The organism is Akkermansia sp. UNK.MGS-1 (genome assembly GCF_000980515.1).
GTDB lineage: Bacteria > Verrucomicrobiota > Verrucomicrobiia > Verrucomicrobiales > Akkermansiaceae > Akkermansia > Akkermansia muciniphila.
This window is the reverse complement of the sequence record NZ_LBCB01000012.1, coordinates 126,940-142,804: the sequence shown is the minus strand read 5'-3', so window position 1 is coordinate 142,804 and position 15,865 is coordinate 126,940. Positions and strand designations below refer to the sequence as shown.

Genomic DNA, 15,865 nt, shown 5'->3' with positions numbered 1-15,865 from the left:
AAAAAGCGGTCATGAAAAACAGGGAGCCGATTTTTCTCAAGCTCCCTGGATGATGGGCTGTCAATGATTGCCTGTCAACTGTCTGCTTCCCATGATCCTCTGGAAAGCCTCGGGGGAAATTTCCCGAATGGACCTGATAATGTTTTTGGAAAAGGCGCTCATGCGTTTCCGGATGGTTTCCCGGTCTTCCGCTGTATCAAATTCCATGCCCACCAGGGCGCGGCCTACGCGTTCCCCAGTGTAGGTATAGTTGAAATAACAGAGGGAAGCCAGATCCGCGATGCGTTCCATGAAGTCAAGGAAGGCGCCGGCTCGTTCCGGAAATTCAATGTGGACGAACAGGGGGTGTTGACACAGTTCCGGCTGGTAGTGAATCATGCGGAAGCGCACGTCGTCGTCCTCACTGATGTCTTCGAATTCTATTCCTTTCTTTTTCAGTGTCGTGCGGATGGTATCCAGGTCTTCATCGGAAGCGGCAATGCCGAACACGGGGTGCTGGGTGTTTCCCTCCGTTTTGCCGTATTGCACATCCACCAGCGTCGTATCCTGCGGAATGTGGCGCAGGTATTTAAGCACCTGTCCGCGCTTGGAATCCATGGAAATGCGCAGATAGCGCGTTTCATGGTTGCCGATGCCCGCCTGCCGGGCAATCTGGGTAAGGTGGGTGAAATCCATATTGGCTCCGGAAATGACCACGAAGCTCTTTTCCTCCGGCTTTACTTCGCCCCGGTTCCATTGTTTCAGGAATCCTGCCAGGCTCATGGCTCCGGATGGTTCCGGCACGACGCGGGAGGATTCCCACATGGCCCGGATGGCCTGGCAGACCTCATTATTGGTCACGGTCACGAACTCGTCAACCAGTTCCCGGCAAAGGGGATAGGTTAATTCTCCGGGGATGTGGACGGCTGTGCCGTCGCAGAAGACATCCACGTAATCCAGATTCACCCGGCGTCCCTGCTCAATGGAAGTTTTCATGGACGCCTGGTCGATGCCTTCCACGCCGATGACCTTGATGCGGGGCCAGAATTTTTTCAGCCAGCACGCCACGGAGGCGGCCAGTCCGCCGCCGCCGATGGCGACGTACGCGCGGTCAAAAGGGCCTTCTCCGCTCATCACCACTTCGTCCGCCAGCGTTCCCTGTCCGGCCATGGTCACCAGGTCGTCATAAGGATGGACAAAAGTGCAGCCGTGAGTTTCCGTGTATTCATGGGCGGCGGCGGCCGTCTCGTCATAGCAGTCCCCATGGAGCATGATCTTCACATGCCTACCGCCGTGGCGGCGCACTTCCGTCTGCTTCACTTCCGGCGTGGAGCGCGGCATGAAAATGGTGGCATGGCAGTTCAGCACTCTGGCTGCCAGCGCCACGCCCTGGGCGTGATTGCCGGCGGAAGCCGCCACAATGCCCTTGTCACGGGCTTCCTGGCTCAATGCGGCCATGCAGTTGAACGCGCCGCGCCACTTATAGGCCCGGATGGGCCCCAGATCCTCTCTCTTGGCGTATACCGGGGCCTGGATGCCCGGCAGATTCAATCGCTGGAGAGGAGTCGGCTCGCCAACGGTGTAGACGCGCTGGCGGGCCTGCAGTATTTCCGCGGAAAGACGGTCCGAAAGTATGCTCATGATTGTAATGCTGGCTCCCATTCTACTGAAGTCCAACCCCTTTTTCCAGTAAAACGTTCCCGGGGGGGCGGCCTGTTTTCCGGAATTCAGGTTTTCTGGACGAAAAAAGCCGCCCGGAGGCGGCTGTTTCTTCTGAACAAGGTGGCGAAGCGGACGGGGCTCGAACCCGCGACCTCCAGCGTGACAGGCTGGCGCTCTAACCGAACTGAGCTACCGCTCCATGACCTTGGATGCCGTCCCTGCCTTGCGGCGGGGACGTGGAGGCTTATACAGGCGCTCCCGCAGAAATGCAAGACAAGAAATCATTTTTTCCTGCATGCGGGGTTTTCTTGCTGGGAGAAACAGGTTAAATAACCGGACGGATTTGAAATCCGTAAATGATATGAATTAACCCAGATAATGAATAAAATATTAATAATGCCGATTCTTGAAACTGGTACCCCCGTTTTTTCTCTTTCCCCTTTCAGGCTGTTCCATGCTTCCTAAAGGGCTTGGCCTCAAAAATGGTCATTGACAACGGATTTCAAATACGATATTGCATCCGGTTAATAGCGTATTTTATCTCTGTTGAAAAATTACGTCGTGTTGAGCATATTGACTATTAGTTATTTTTTATGAAGCTTCATCTGCCTGTCAACTTGTTGTCCGCTCTTCTTGCCTGCTGCGCTGCGTTGTCCGCCTCTGTTCAGGCTGATCCCCTCACCATTACGACCAACCAGACGTTTGATACGGACGTTACCTGGAATGAGGCTACGACCATCGGCGCCAACGACCTGACGCTGACCATTGAGGCCGGAAAGACGCTTACCCAGGCGGAGGGTGCGTTCAATATTGGCAATAACAGCCTCACCATCACCGGCGGCGGCGTTTTCAGGATTAAAACGGCGGCTACGCAGAAAATCGGGAGTGATCCAATCTCCAAAACACTGACTATTAATAACGCCACGCTGGATTTGAGCTCTCCGGGAGCCAGCCTCAGCATGACGGGGGGTAATTATACGCGCTACAAGGTAACCGTCACCAACGGCGGCGTGCTGCGCGTGGGAGAATATACCTATGACGGCGCGGGGCTGGGTTCCATGGCCGTCAATACGGGGTACTGGACCTTGAACAACGGGCGCTTGGAGATTACCAAGGAAAGCGACGGAACCTTCGGGAACGGCCTGACAGTCGCCGCGGGCGGCGGCGCCGTGGAGGTGGTGAATGCCGGCAGCACCATGTCCATCACTGCTGACGACACTCATAATATCCAGCTGAACGGCGCCCTGACCATTACCGGGGCAGGGAACATGATCACGGGCAGTGACAATGCATTCCGTGGAACCGGGCGTTTGATCAAGGACGGCTCCGGAACGCTGACCCTGGCCAATTCCTCTTCCTTCACGGGCGGCGTGGAACTGAAAGGGGGCACCCTCATTGTCAGCCATGCCTCCGGAATGGGAACGAACAAGAACCTTTCCGTAACGGGGAATGCGGCCATCGGCGGCATTTCCGCGGGGTACGGCGGCCTTTCCCTGTCCGCGGGAGCGGGCCTGGACGTCTCCGCCGTGGACAGCAATGCCGGCCTGTCCATGACCGCCGGCGTCCTGTCCCTTGGGGGGCAGAATACGATGACCGGCAACCTGAACCTGGGAGCGGCCGTGCGGATTGACGCCACTCACATGACGGTGAACGGCAATCCCCTGCTGGCCCTGAACGGCGCCCTGACGGTGAACGGCAGCCTGCTGCTGGAGAACAGCGACAGCGTGAGCTGGAGCGCGGGCACGTACAATCTGATTAATGCCACGGGCGGCATCACCGGGGATCTGGCCAATACCATTCTGCTGGGGACCGAATACATCGGCAACTGGAGCACGACGGACAATACCCTGAAATTCGTCGTGGCGCAGGTCACGTCCCTGACCTGGACGGGCGGCGGAGACAATACGTGGACGGTGGGAGGAACGGGGGATTCCCCCTGGAATGCGGGATTGCCTTTTGCCAACGGCAACGGAGTCATCTTCGGTGACGTAGCAGGCAATGCGCCGCAGACCGTGAACATCGCCGGGCAGGTGAATCCGGGCCTGATCGTCGTCAATGCTGACGCAACCGGTTATACGTGGACGGGGTCCGGTTCCCTGGTGGGAAGCTCCAAGCTGCAGAAGACCGGCAGCGGAACCTTGTCCATCGCCACGGACAACGCCGGTTTTTCCGGAGAAGTCCTGCTGGGCGGCGGCACGGTGGAAATGCGGCATGACGCCGCGCTGGGTGCCGGCAGCATCATCTTTAATGGAGGCTCTCTGAAATACGGCGCTGGGATAACGGCGGACATTTCCGGACAAATTCAGACAGGCGCGTTGGCTTCCAACGCTGTTCTGGTGGATACGAACGGGAATGCCGTCACATGGGCATCCCTGGCCGGCTGGATGGGAACCATCACCCGCACGGGAGAAGGCAGCCTGAATCTGGCGGCGGGCGCCTACGGAGGCAAGCTGATTAACAGCGGAGCCGGCTCGCTGGTGATCGGAGCGGGTAACGCCACGCTGGGAGGAGGCATTTCCGGGACGGTCGTCAAGACGGGTGACGGCACGCTGTCCCTGAGCAGGGACGCGTTCAACGCATCGGCGGGAGGGACGCTGGTGGTGGAATCAGGCACTCTCGCTGTTGCGGCAGAGGGGACGTTAAGCTCCGACCTGAACATCACCCTGGGAAAAAACGCGGTGATGCAGACCGGCTGGGCCACCAACATCACCGGCACGGGCATATTGACGATGGGGAACGGTTCCAAGCTGCGCCTGCTGAACGGGAACGGTAACCGTCTCATCGACATGCAAATCCGGCTGGACGCCGGAGAAGGCGGCTACGCCGTCATTGACGGCTCCAGCAATGGAAATAATGCCACGCTGACCTCCGCCATCACGGGAACGGGCGGCCTGAAAATCATTTCCGATGTTGGGGGCAACGGCTGGAATTTTAAAACGGGATGGGTGAAGAATTCCTATGACGGCGATACGGAAATAGCCGGAACCGGTAGTAACATCAGCCTGACTTATAATGTCGGCACAGCCTCCGTCGCTGCCGGACAGGTGCTGACCCCGTGGGGGCAGGGCAGCGTCACGCTGGGCGGCAGTGAAAAAAATGTCACGGTGACGTTCAACGGCTTGAATGCCGCAGCCGCGGCGGGGGGAGTGTCCCTGGACGGGGATGTCACGCTGAAAGGGACGAACGCCGCGACCGTCCTGAACGTCTTTACCGGAATCACAGGAACCGCGACGCTTAACGGCAAGGTGTCCGTGGAAACGTCCGGCAGCGGAACGGCGACCCTCGCCGGAGGAGACAGCCTGCAGATGCTCGGCGGACTGGGCGGTGCGGGAACGCTGGCCGTCACTACCCGCAACAGCGCGGGCTCCCTGACGCTGGGCGGCGATGTTGGCGATTTTACCGGAACACTGAACCTTTCAGGGAACAATCTTTACCTGAATGCGGATACGGCTCTGGCCGGAACATTGAACGCCTCCACCGCCAAGGTGACGGCGCTGCGGAAGCAGAACGTGACCGGAACGCTGAACGCCGCTTCACTGGCGGTTGACGGAAGCGCCCTGAGCTCGGACGGAGCGACGCTGACGGTGAGCAACCTGGCGCTGGGCGCGGATGCAGGCGTCAGCCTGGACATTAACGGGAATATCACCGCGGGGACTTATACGCTGGTTTCCTGGGACAACCTGACGGCAGGCAACTTCGCAGATGCGGGGACGATGACCCTGACCGGTACGCTGGCCAGCCTGTACCAGGGAACCTTCAACGTGAATACCGGTGACAAGACGGTGACCGTTTCCGTCAGCATGGCGGACGGCGTGGTGGTCTGGGACGGCAATCCGATCGGCGCCGTGGACAACACGACGACCTATCTGTTTGACGGAACGCACACGGGAGTGGCGTCCCTGACGGGGGACGTGAATGCCAAGGCCATTTATTTCAACAACGGGATAGGGCAGGACCTGGAGCTGACCAACAACGGAGGCAAGCTTGCCGGGAACGGAACCATGACCAAACTGGGTGAAGGAAAGGTGACCTTCAACAGCTCCAACAATGATTACTCCGGCGCGGTCAACATCAAGGAAGGAACCGTTGCCGTGAAGGCGAACATGGCCCTGGGGACCGGAACGGTGACCGTGGACAGGACGGGACGGCTGGAAATCGGCGTAACGGGCGGAATTGCGGATATTCTGGGAGCCACGATGCCGACGATCAACGGAGGCACGATCGCCTTTGCCTCCGGAGGGGCCAATACGCTCGGCAAACTGCTGACCGGCTCCGGCATCAATCTGGAAGTGTCGGGCGCCGGAACGGCCCTGACGGTTTCCACCGCCCAGACGAAAACCGCGCTGACCACGGTGGGCGAGGGCGCGGTCCTGAACCTCGGCAAGAATGGAGACGGACAGCAATCCATCCTTTACGGCGATTTGATAGTGAACGGCGGCACGCTGAACACTACCGCGGGCGATCCGTTCGGTTACAACAACAATGGGAATTTCGGCACGTTGACCCTGAATAGCGGCACCTGGAATGTCGGCGGCGGCAATACGACCATGGCCAATACCAGAATGGTGTTCAACAACAGCCGGGTCATTCTGAACATGCCCGGCGGGGGATTAAACGGCTTCGACTTGTTCAGCGGCACCAATACCATTGTGACGCAGCAGTCCGCTACCGGAATGAGCGTCTTCTCCGTGGCGGAGGGAGCCCCCTCCACCGGTCAGGCGAATGCCCTGACCCTCCGCGGCGGCACGGCCATCTTTGACATAGCGCGCGGGAATTTTGCGCTGGACGATACTAATACGGCAGATTTGAAGCTGGATGTAATCGTAGCCAAGGAAGGCAACGGCGCCAACCTCGTAAAGCAGGGGAACGGCGTGCTTCAACTGACCAAGGCCAGCGATTATACCAACCAGACCCTGATCAAGGAAGGGACCATCCTGCTGACGGGAGCCGGCTCCCTGGGTTCCGGAGCGGTGACGCTCGGCGGCAATGGAGACGCTTTCCTGACCTATGCGGTGGATGCGGACCAGACGGTGGCCAACGTCATCGGCGGAACGGGTTCCATCACCCAGAAGGGTCCGGGCAAGGTGACGCTCAGCGGCGCCAATACCTATGCCGGCACGACCAATGCGGAAGCCGGAACGTTGGCGGCGGGAAGCGCTACGGCGTTCGGGACCAGCACGGTCTCCATCTCCTCCGGAGCGACGCTGGACATCGGCAATTATGCGGTGAATAACGCGGTCAACGTGAAAGCCGGCACGGCGGATGCGCTCTCCACGGGCGCCATCACCAGCAACGGCGGCTCCATCGGCAGCCTGACGCTGGTCAGCTACTCGCGCCTGAACGTCACCGGAGACATGGCCATGGCCGCGGGCTCCTCCTTCACCTTTGACATGACAGGACTGACGGCGGGAGGAAACGCCCTGGTGACGCTCACCGGCGGACTGACGCTCACCGGAACGCACAACGTCACCCTCAACAACTACGACACGCTCACCGACTCGGGAGACTATTCCCTGCTGACGGTGGGAAGCGGAACGCTCACGCTCGGCTCCTTCAACATCGGGGACCTCATCAATGACGCCCATCCGGAACTGACCTACACGCTGGGACTTTCCGCGGACGGCAAAACGCTTCAGCTCAAGATCGAATCCTCCGCGAACATGCTCACCTGGAACGGAACGGCGGACGCCGGAACATGGAGCGCGGGCGACGTGAGCAACTGGACCTACGGCGGAAGCGGCTCCGCGCCGGCGACCACGGACGGCCAGCCCCTGCTCTTTGACAACACGGCAGCCAACAAAACCGTGACGATCACGGGAGACGTGGCTCCCTCCTCCATCGTCGTCAGCAACAGCGGCGCGGACAACACCTACACCTTCCAGGGAGACGGGCACATCACGGGCGCCACGACCATCCTGACCAAGAGGGGGGACGGCACCCTGCAAATCCGCAATACGAACACCTACGGTGGTTCTACGTCCCTGGAAGGGGGCATTGTGGACATCAACGGAGACGGAGCGCTGGGAACGGGTTCCATCATCTTCGGCGGCGGCATCCTGCAGGCCTCCGGGAACGTGACGCTGACGCAGACCATGGTGCAGAAGAACGCCGGGGACGCGGTCAAGCTGGCCGCCTCCGGAGCCGGCACCACACTGACGGTGAATACGGCCGGGCAGGACAGCTTCCTGTCCCTCAACTGGAACATCTCCGGGAATGGAGCCGTGGCGCTGGGGAACATCGCCAATACCAAGGTCCTCTCCGGAACCGTGACGGTGGCCAGCGGCTCCACCCTCAAGCTCTCCGGCGGCAATGAAATCGCCCTTTCCGGCGTGCTCAAGAACATCAGCGGCACCCTGGCCAAGACGGACGGAGGCTCCCTGCTCGTCAAGGCGGCCAACGGCAATGACGCGCTTAACGGCACGCTCAGCAATGCCGGAGGCAGCATCGTTCTTTCCGGCTACGGAGCGGCTACGGCCAACCGTACCATCACGATGAACGGCACGCTGAATGCCGATCTCATTGACGTCACGTACGGCGTGACGCTGGACTTGAAGAAAGACCTTGATATCGCCACGCTGCAAATAGGCGGCGGCACGATGGGCAGCAACACGCAGGCTTCCGCGGTCAACGTGGGGACGGGCGTCACGCTCACCTCCACCACCGGCGTCAATTTGGGCGGCGCCAACGGGCAGGGAGCCCTGGCAGGCAATCTCAACATCAACGGCGGCACTGCCGTGCTGGCGGCCGCCTCCTTCCTGGATGGCTCCGACTCCGGCATCACCCTCAGCGGCGGCGGTACGCTCACGATGGGCGGCGATATCACCGGCACGTCCGGAACCCTCACGCTGGGAGAAGGCACGCTCAACTCCTCCGCTGCCTGGACAACTTCTGTCGGAGTCGCCCTCAACGCCGCTTCCGGCAAGACCGCCACGGTGGATACCACGGGGGGGGACATCACCCTCAACGGCGCCTTCACCGGTTCAGGCAACCTTCTGAAAACCGGTACGGGCACTCTGAGCATAGGGGCCGCCAGTGCGGGTTACACGGGTACCGTGACGCTTGCTTCCGGAACGCTTTCCTTCCAGGACACCGCCGATGGCTATAAAGCCGGGCTCAACATCACCGGAGGCAACGTGACGGGCGGCCAGAATTACAAGGGCGTCAAGAACGTCTCCGTCAATGCGGCCTCCGGCGTCAGCGCCATTTCCCTGGGCGGCCTTTCCGGTTCCGCGCTCAAGACCGTCAACATGACGGACGCCGGAACGGTCATCAGCGGCATCAACGGCGCCGCCAATCTGGACAGCGCCAGCCTGGTGGTGGGCACGGGGAACGTCTCCAAGACGCAGGACCTGGCCGGAAGCACTTCCATGATTCAGTTTGACGCGGCCGGAACGCAATTGGAAATTGAAACGCTCACCCTTACCCTCTCCGCTGACGTGATTAACGCCATGCAGGGCTGGGGCGCGGGGGACCGCACGGCGTGGCTCAACCTGACCAACGGAGCGCTGGGCTACGGTACGGCCATCTTCAACCCGCTGCTGGAATCCCTGGGCTTTACGGTGACGGGCATCAACGGAGGCTCCATCGGCATCACGGGGGACGCCACGCAGATTTACGCCGTGGGAAGCGAAGACAAGACGGTCACGAACAATTCCGAGCTGGACCCGTACCGCGCGGTCATCGTGGACGGCAACCTGGCCCTCAACCTCCCCGGCGTGGACGATACGGCTGACGGCCTGACGATCAACAATCTTTCCGGTGCGGCTTCCGGCGTTATCAACATCACCAGCACGAACGACAAGACGGCTTCCGTCATCCTGAACAACGAGCTGCTGGGAACCGATCCGAATACGTCCGGTCCCGATACGAAGTACTCCGGAACCATCAATGGGGGGACGGCCAATATCACCAAGACGGGAGACGGCTCCCTGGAGCTTGCCGGAACCCTGGATACCAGCGGCACGCTGGACATGCAGGACGGCCAACTCATCCTCTCCGGCACGGCGGACCTCGGCTCCATCAAGCTCAACTCCTCCAACTCCGGCGACCTTTCCTCCCTGGACATTACCGGGAAGGCGGAAGCGGGAACGCTGACGGATGAAGGCAACGGCGGCAACCTCTCCATCGGGAAAAACGGTACCCTCTCGCTCACGGGAGCCGGTTCCGAACTTTCCAACAGCACCGTTTCCGGAGCCGGCGTGCTCCAGGTGGCGGACAACGCCTCCCTGGCGCTCAACGGCACCTCCAAGCTTGACGGCGTGCAGGTGGACCTGGACGGCAACGGAATGCTGGAGCTCGGCAACGCGGCCAACAGCATTTCCGGCCTGACGGGAAGCGGCGCGCTGAACAACGGCTCCGCCCTGGAAATCACCACTGCCGGGAATGCCCTGTATGAAGGCTCTCTCAGCGGAGAAGGCAGCATCACCATGAACGGCACCGGCACGCAGGTTCTGAAGGGGAACGGCGCGATCGGGCAGGCCCTCAGCGTCACGAAGGGAACGCTGGAACTGACGGGTGCGGAAGGCGGCAACGGCTCCGTTACCTATAAGAGCCTCACGGCGGGAAGCGGCGCCCATGTGCGCCTGAGCCCGGTAGGGGAAGGAACCGGAGCGGTCAACACGACGCTCACCGTCGCCAACGGACTCAACCTGCAAAACTCCCATCTGGACCTGGTCATCAACACCAACCGTGACGACCTCTTCTCCAGCCCGGTCATCACCGTGCAGGCAGGAGACGTCAATCTGGACGGAACCACCGTTTCCCTGGGAAGCCTGGGGGACTACGACGACCCGGCGGACCCGACGGCCAACCTCAACTTCACGCTGGTGGACGCGACGGGAGCCGGAACGGTTTCGGCCAACGGAGCCACGGTGGACGCCTCCGGCTACTTTGACTTCTACTACCAGGAATTCGGCATCCGGACGGAAGGCGGCAAGATTGTGGTGACGGGCATGGTCAAGACGGAGAACGCCTTTATGGACGCGGCCAACACGGCCAACTCGGAAGCGGGGGCCAACCTGCTCTGGAACAACCGCGGCAACGCGCCGAAAGGCACGCAGCTCGGTGACCTGAGGGAAGCCGTCAGAAACGACATCCAGTCCGGCAACACCTCCCGGGCGGCACGTTCCATGGCAGCCGCGGCAGGCAGCACGGTCAACGCGCTGGGAACGGCACAGAGGGACGCCCTGCGCGACCAGATGGGCTGGATCAGGAACCGCACTACCCTCATGGGCGTCAACCCCGCCTACGTCAACGAAGACCTCCCCTGCTTCCACATGTGGATGGAAGGCACGGGTTCTTACGCCAAGCTGGACACCAGGGGGGATGAAAGCGGCTACCAGCTCACCACCTGGGGGGGCACCGTGGGCATGGACGTGGACCTCAGCGACCACTTCACGATGGGAGCGGCCTTCACGGCCAACTACGGCGACCTGACGGCCAGCGCGGCGGACAGCGCCGACGGGCACCTGGACAGCTACTACGCCAGCCTCTTCGGCCGCTACCAGGACAGGCGCTGGGCGCACACGCTCATCCTGACGGGAGGGTGGAACGACGCGAAACTCAACCGTACGGTCAACTACGGGGAAGGAAGCTACGGGACGCAGGGAAGCACCAGCGGGTGGGGCTTTGGAGCGATGTATGAACTCACCTACGACATCTACCTCAACGAAAACCGCAGCAGCGTGCTGCAGCCGCTGTTCAACGCCTCGGTGGTGACGACGCGGATGGACGGCTATGAGGAAACGGGTGCGGGCAACGCGGGCCTGAACGTCGGCAGGCAGGACTGGACGACGGGGACGCTGGCGTTGGGCGGCCGGTGGATGGGTCTGGTGGGCAGCAACATCTTCGGACGAGAAGCGCTGGCGGAAATCCGGGTCAACGCGGCGCAGGACCTGGGAGACCGGAGAGGGGAAACGAACGTCTCTCTGCTGGGCAACCCAGGCTTTGCGCAAAGCGTGAGGGGAGCGAAAGTGGGAACGACGGCGCTGCAGCTGGGAGCCGGACTGAGCGTGCCTGTAGGAACGAAGGGAACCATCTACGTGAACGGGAACGCGGACATCCGTGACGGGTCCAGCGCGCTGAACGGAAGCATCGGCTACCGCTACGACTTCTAACAAGAGAAAACACAAGGAGGGGGGCCCACCCCCGAAAGGCCTTCCTCCTGACCCTCCAGAGCCGTTCCGGATTTATTCCGGAACGGCTTGGTAACGTCAGAGCTCGTCCGGCAGGGAAATGGCGGGATCCTGGCGTCTACTTTTCCAGCAGCCGTCCTCCGTCGTGCCATTCTCCGTACATCCTGTTTTCACGGGTATTCTTCAGAAATTTTTCCAGGCGCTTGCAGAACAGTTCCGGCTGGTTTTTTTTAATTTGAATGGTATCCAGGCGCACATGGCGGTATAGCCGGGGAAACGCCAGGAAATTGGCGTAAATAAGCGGATCCTGTTGAAGGAGCTGTAAAATATACGAGTCAATACGGAACGTTTCCGGATTCATTTCCGGCAGACATTTTTCGCCGTGGGGCGTCATTAGTCCCAGCCTGGCCAGGCGGCGGACGCGTTCCTTGTTCAGTTCGGACCATTTACTTTTTCTGGATCGGGGAGTGAGACGCTGGGCCAGGAAACCGGAGGCCGTCTTTTTGCGGGTGCTGTCAATCTATCCGAAGCACAGGGCTTCCTCCACGGCATCCAGGTAAAGGAGGGCATGTGGGGAAGGTTTTCTCGTTGTGAGAACCCAGCAGCAGGAGGAAGTGAGGTGGTTGTTTTCCAGCCATATTCTTAATTCCTTCCGTGTAGTGATGGGAAGAAGGTTGTTTATTTCCATGGCGTTTATAGGTCGGTCTTCCGCTGATGTTCTGAGGGCCGATGATACTTCTCCGGAGCCTGCATTTCCAGCACAGACATGGATTCTATCCGGGGACAGCTTCGCGAAGGGCGCCTTTCTCAGGAACCGCTTTTCTTTCCGTCTTCTTTTTCCGCCGTTTTTTCCTTTTCCTTCTTCGGAGAGAACCGGCTGGTTTTCTGCTTGTCAAAACAAAAACCGCCATTATAGATGATTTATGAAGAAGAATGTAGTCCTGTCCTTGCTGGGGCTGGTTCTGCTGGTTTCCGCCGTAGCGGCTTTCAATATGGCATGTGCAGAAAAATCCTCCAACCGTGCGGATATCGCGCGGAAACGGGTAACGCCCGTGCTGAATTCCTTTCTGGAGCCGTGCGGCGCCAGGGTGGGAAGTCCTGTGTTTTTACGGGCCGTAAAGGAAGACTCCGTCCTGGAACTGTGGGTGAAACCGGACAAGGCGGAATGCTACATGCTTGCCAAGCGCTATCCGATTGCCGCATGGTCCGGAAAACTGGGTCCCAAGGAGAAGGAGGGGGACAGGCAAACGCCGGAAGGTTTTTATGAAGTGGAACCGTCCGGGCTCAATCCCCGGAGCAATTACCATCTGTCTTTCAACATCGGGTATCCGAATGCCTATGACCGCTCCCTGAACCGGACGGGAAGCTTCATCATGGTGCATGGCCGGGATGTTTCCATCGGCTGCCTGGCGATGACCGATTCCGGAATTGAGGAGATTTATACCATGGTGGAACAGGCTCTGGTTCATGGGCAAAAAAACGTTCCCGTGCAGATTTATCCCTTCGTGCCCACTCCGGCGCGTTTGTCAGAGGAAAAGGATTCTCCCCACGCCGCCTTTTGGGCGGACATGGCCCGAGCGTGGGACTGGACGGAACGGACCCGTACTCCGGCCCGGGTGAAGGTCGTCAATGGCAGGCTGGTCGTTGTGGAGCAATAAAAATCCTCCGGTTGAGGACCGGAGGATAAAGGAAGGCCTGCGGAACAGGGGCGACAGGAGCGCCCCGGGCACCGTGTGTCCGGAATGCTCCGGATTAGACCAGCTGGGCAATCAATTCTTCGCGGTCGCCCGGCAGAAAATCCATCGGGGCAATTTCCGGCAGCGTATAGCAGCCTGCAGCCAGTTTCATGCTGGCGCGGGCGGAAGCCACCATGACCTGGGCGGTCAGGGCCGGATTGTTGATGCGCATTTCAAACGTGAACATCTGGTTCTGCGTGGAGCCGGAAACGCCCTTGCGTTCCATCAGCACACCGTGGCCCATGTCTTTCAGCACGTCGATGTCGGGCACCTGCAGCACGCGGGTGTCGTCATGGCTGAAGTAGGAATCTGATTTAATGGCGAATTCCACGTCGGAGAATTTGGCGCCTTCTTTCAGCACCACATAAACCATGCGGCGGTGTACGCCGGAACCCGTGGGGATGGTGAGGGAGAGAGCGTCCGCCACTCCTTCCTTGGAACGCGCCACGACGCTGTGGCCCATGCTCATGCCGGGGCCGAAGTTGGTGTACGTGATGCCTTTGGGAGCCATAGCCAGCATCAGGGTACGGATGACGGAGTCCGTTCCGGGGTCCCAGCCGGCGGAAATGATGGAGACGGCGTCATGCTTGATTGCCTGGGCTCCCAGGGAACGGCGCAGGGCCACGATGTCCCCGTGAATATCAAAACTGTCTACTGTGTTGACGCCGCGGGCGAGCAGAGGCAGGGCCGTTTCTTCCACGCTGCGGGTGGGGGTGCAGAGCAGGGCCGCGTCCACATGACCCAGTTCCTCCACGTCGCTTACGGTCTTGATGCCGTGTACAGCTTCGCTGCCGGGGCGGCGCACGATACCTGCCAGTTCCATATCGGGAGCGGCGCGCAAGGCGTCCACAGCGTATTTCCCGATGTTGCCGTATCCTACAATGGCTACTTTAATCATCTTGGTAGTAAATAGTAATGGTTCCGGGTAATGGGGCGGAATGTCCGCCCGGCATTTTTTCCTTTGGCGCATGTTTTTTAAGTGTTTTGGGAACGCATGGCAAGAACGGAGAATGACAGGGGGCTTTGTGGCATGATTGCCGGTTCTTTGAACGGGGGGCGGAGAAATAGAGTCTGATTACTCGGAACTCTTCCAATAAAACGATGAAAAGCAAATTGATTATTCTGAGTATCGCCACCCTTCTGGGGTGCGTTTCCTGCAATACGATAGGCGGGGTGGGCAAGGATGTGGAAGCGGTCGGCAGCGACATTAATTCCGCCGCCCGTTCCACTAGCCGGGCCATGTAAAAAGGTTATGTGGAGACCTTGGACGAAAGCCGCTTCATCCGGGCGGATGAAGCGGCTTTCCGGTAAAAAATGTGCTGCCGCCCGCATGCCCTGATTTCCGGATGGCCGCAAAGGTTTGGCGTGTTCCATGCAGGATGGAGCCGGACCATGCCAATTCGTTGGGAACCCCATGGAGATGGCTGCCATTCAGGGCAGAATGGCAGGAAGTAAAGTACTGCCTCTTTTCCATTAAAAGAGGATTCGAAGCAGCGTCCGGCACTTCCCGGGCCTTATTGCATGGACTTGCTGGTGGCCTGGGAGGCGCTGTCAATCTTGCTTCCCATGGCTTCCACGTCTTTTCCTATTCCACTGATCGTATTGCAGGAGGAGAGAGCAAGGGTTGCGGCGAGCGTCAAAAGGGCGGATTTGATATTCATTATTTGAAGAGAGGTTGAAAGCCGTATCCTAACCTTCTTCCGGTTTCTTGTCAATGAACCTGGCAAGCAGTAATTTGTTATAGCTTTTTGTTATATTATGCCATAGAATAATTGTATTATCGAATAATAACGCTATTTGCTATAAGAAACCTGCATTTCATTACAGATTGAAAAATACCATGAAAATATCAGTTGCAGGATATCCCAGAATAGGCTCGTCACGGGAACTCAAAGTTGCCGTGGAACAGTATTTCCGGGGGAAAATGGCACCGGAGGCGTTGTTGGAGACGGGAAGCCGCCTTCGCAGGACGCACTGGCAGAAACAAATGGAGGCAGGCATTGACGGCATCCCTTCCAATGATTTTTCTTTTTACGACCAGATGCTAGATACTGCGGTTTTGTTAAATGCTGTTCCCCAGCGGTACCGGGATTTGGGAATTTCTTCATTGGATACTTATTTCGCGATGGCTCGCGGCTATCAGGGGCCGGCTGGGGATGTCAAGGCTCTAGCCATGAAAAAATGGTTTAATACCAATTACCATTACCTGGTTCCCGAGATAGATTCCGCCCCCCTTCAGATTTCCGGGAGTAAACCCTTTGACGAATTCCTTGAAGCCCGGTCATACGGGATTGAAACGAAGCCCGTCCTGATTGGGCCGTTTACATTCTTAACGCTTTCCTCATTGGCGGGGGG

6 protein-coding genes, 1 tRNA gene and 2 pseudogenes are annotated in these 15,865 nt (G+C 59.2%); 4 read left to right on the top strand and 5 right to left on the bottom strand.

All coding sequences use genetic code 11. From position 1 onward, the window contains the following. Positions 1 to 60: 60 nt before the first annotated feature. On the bottom strand, positions 61 to 1,620 hold the full coding sequence (locus tag WW58_RS08240) for a pyridoxal-phosphate dependent enzyme (protein WP_046436868.1): 1,560 nt from the start codon (positions 1,618 to 1,620) through the stop codon (positions 61 to 63). Between the two features lie 142 nt (positions 1,621 to 1,762). Next, a tRNA-Asp gene (locus tag WW58_RS08235) sits at positions 1,763 to 1,840 on the bottom strand. Between the two features lie 394 nt (positions 1,841 to 2,234). On the opposite strand from WW58_RS08235, the gene WW58_RS08230 reads away from it, so the two are divergent. Next, positions 2,235 to 11,756 carry an autotransporter-associated beta strand repeat-containing protein gene (locus tag WW58_RS08230; RefSeq protein ID WP_215836858.1) on the top strand — a complete coding sequence of 3,174 codons (9,522 nt, stop codon included), beginning with the start codon at positions 2,235 to 2,237 and terminating at the stop codon, positions 11,754 to 11,756. 136 nt (positions 11,757 to 11,892) lie between these two features. On the opposite strand, the pseudogene WW58_RS13780 reads toward WW58_RS08230, so the two are convergent. After that, positions 11,893 to 12,462, bottom strand: a pseudogene (locus WW58_RS13780) (YdeI/OmpD-associated family protein). A gap of 235 nt (positions 12,463 to 12,697) precedes the next feature. Here WW58_RS13780 and WW58_RS08220 point away from each other — a divergent pair. Further along, positions 12,698 to 13,432: a L,D-transpeptidase family protein gene (locus tag WW58_RS08220; RefSeq protein ID WP_046436800.1), complete on the top strand. Its 735-nt coding sequence runs from the start codon at positions 12,698 to 12,700 to the stop codon at positions 13,430 to 13,432. A gap of 94 nt (positions 13,433 to 13,526) precedes the next feature. On the opposite strand, the gene WW58_RS08215 is transcribed toward WW58_RS08220, so the two are convergent. Further along, positions 13,527 to 14,408, bottom strand: a complete 882-nt coding sequence (locus WW58_RS08215; RefSeq protein WP_022198601.1) for a diaminopimelate dehydrogenase — start codon at positions 14,406 to 14,408, stop codon at positions 13,527 to 13,529. A gap of 203 nt (positions 14,409 to 14,611) precedes the next feature. Here WW58_RS08215 and WW58_RS13330 point away from each other — a divergent pair, with 203 nt between their 5' ends. Beyond that, positions 14,612 to 14,755, top strand: coding sequence for a hypothetical protein (locus WW58_RS13330; protein WP_012419632.1), 144 nt, complete (start codon positions 14,612 to 14,614; stop codon positions 14,753 to 14,755). Positions 14,756 to 15,024: 269 nt separating this feature from the next. Here the strand turns inward: WW58_RS13330 and WW58_RS13325 are convergent, their stop codons facing one another. After that, entirely contained in the window at positions 15,025 to 15,171 is a 147-nt protein-coding gene (locus WW58_RS13325; RefSeq protein WP_022198599.1) for a hypothetical protein, read from the bottom strand. A 179-nt stretch (positions 15,172 to 15,350) separates the two neighbouring features. Here WW58_RS13325 and WW58_RS08205 point away from each other — a divergent pair. Further along, positions 15,351 to 15,865 (top strand): annotated as a pseudogene (locus tag WW58_RS08205) (5-methyltetrahydropteroyltriglutamate--homocysteine S-methyltransferase); the annotation flags it as partial.

Coding starts and splice junctions, on each gene's coding strand:
- WW58_RS08240 (WP_046436868.1), bottom strand. CDS start 1,620: ATGAGCATACTTTCGGACCGTCTTTCCGCGGAAATACTGCAGGCCCGC.
- WW58_RS08230 (WP_215836858.1), top strand. CDS start 2,235: ATGAAGCTTCATCTGCCTGTCAACTTGTTGTCCGCTCTTCTTGCCTGC.
- WW58_RS08220 (WP_046436800.1), top strand. CDS start 12,698: ATGAAGAAGAATGTAGTCCTGTCCTTGCTGGGGCTGGTTCTGCTGGTT.
- WW58_RS08215 (WP_022198601.1), bottom strand. CDS start 14,408: ATGATTAAAGTAGCCATTGTAGGATACGGCAACATCGGGAAATACGCT.
- WW58_RS13330 (WP_012419632.1), top strand. CDS start 14,612: ATGAAAAGCAAATTGATTATTCTGAGTATCGCCACCCTTCTGGGGTGC.
- WW58_RS13325 (WP_022198599.1), bottom strand. CDS start 15,171: ATGAATATCAAATCCGCCCTTTTGACGCTCGCCGCAACCCTTGCTCTC.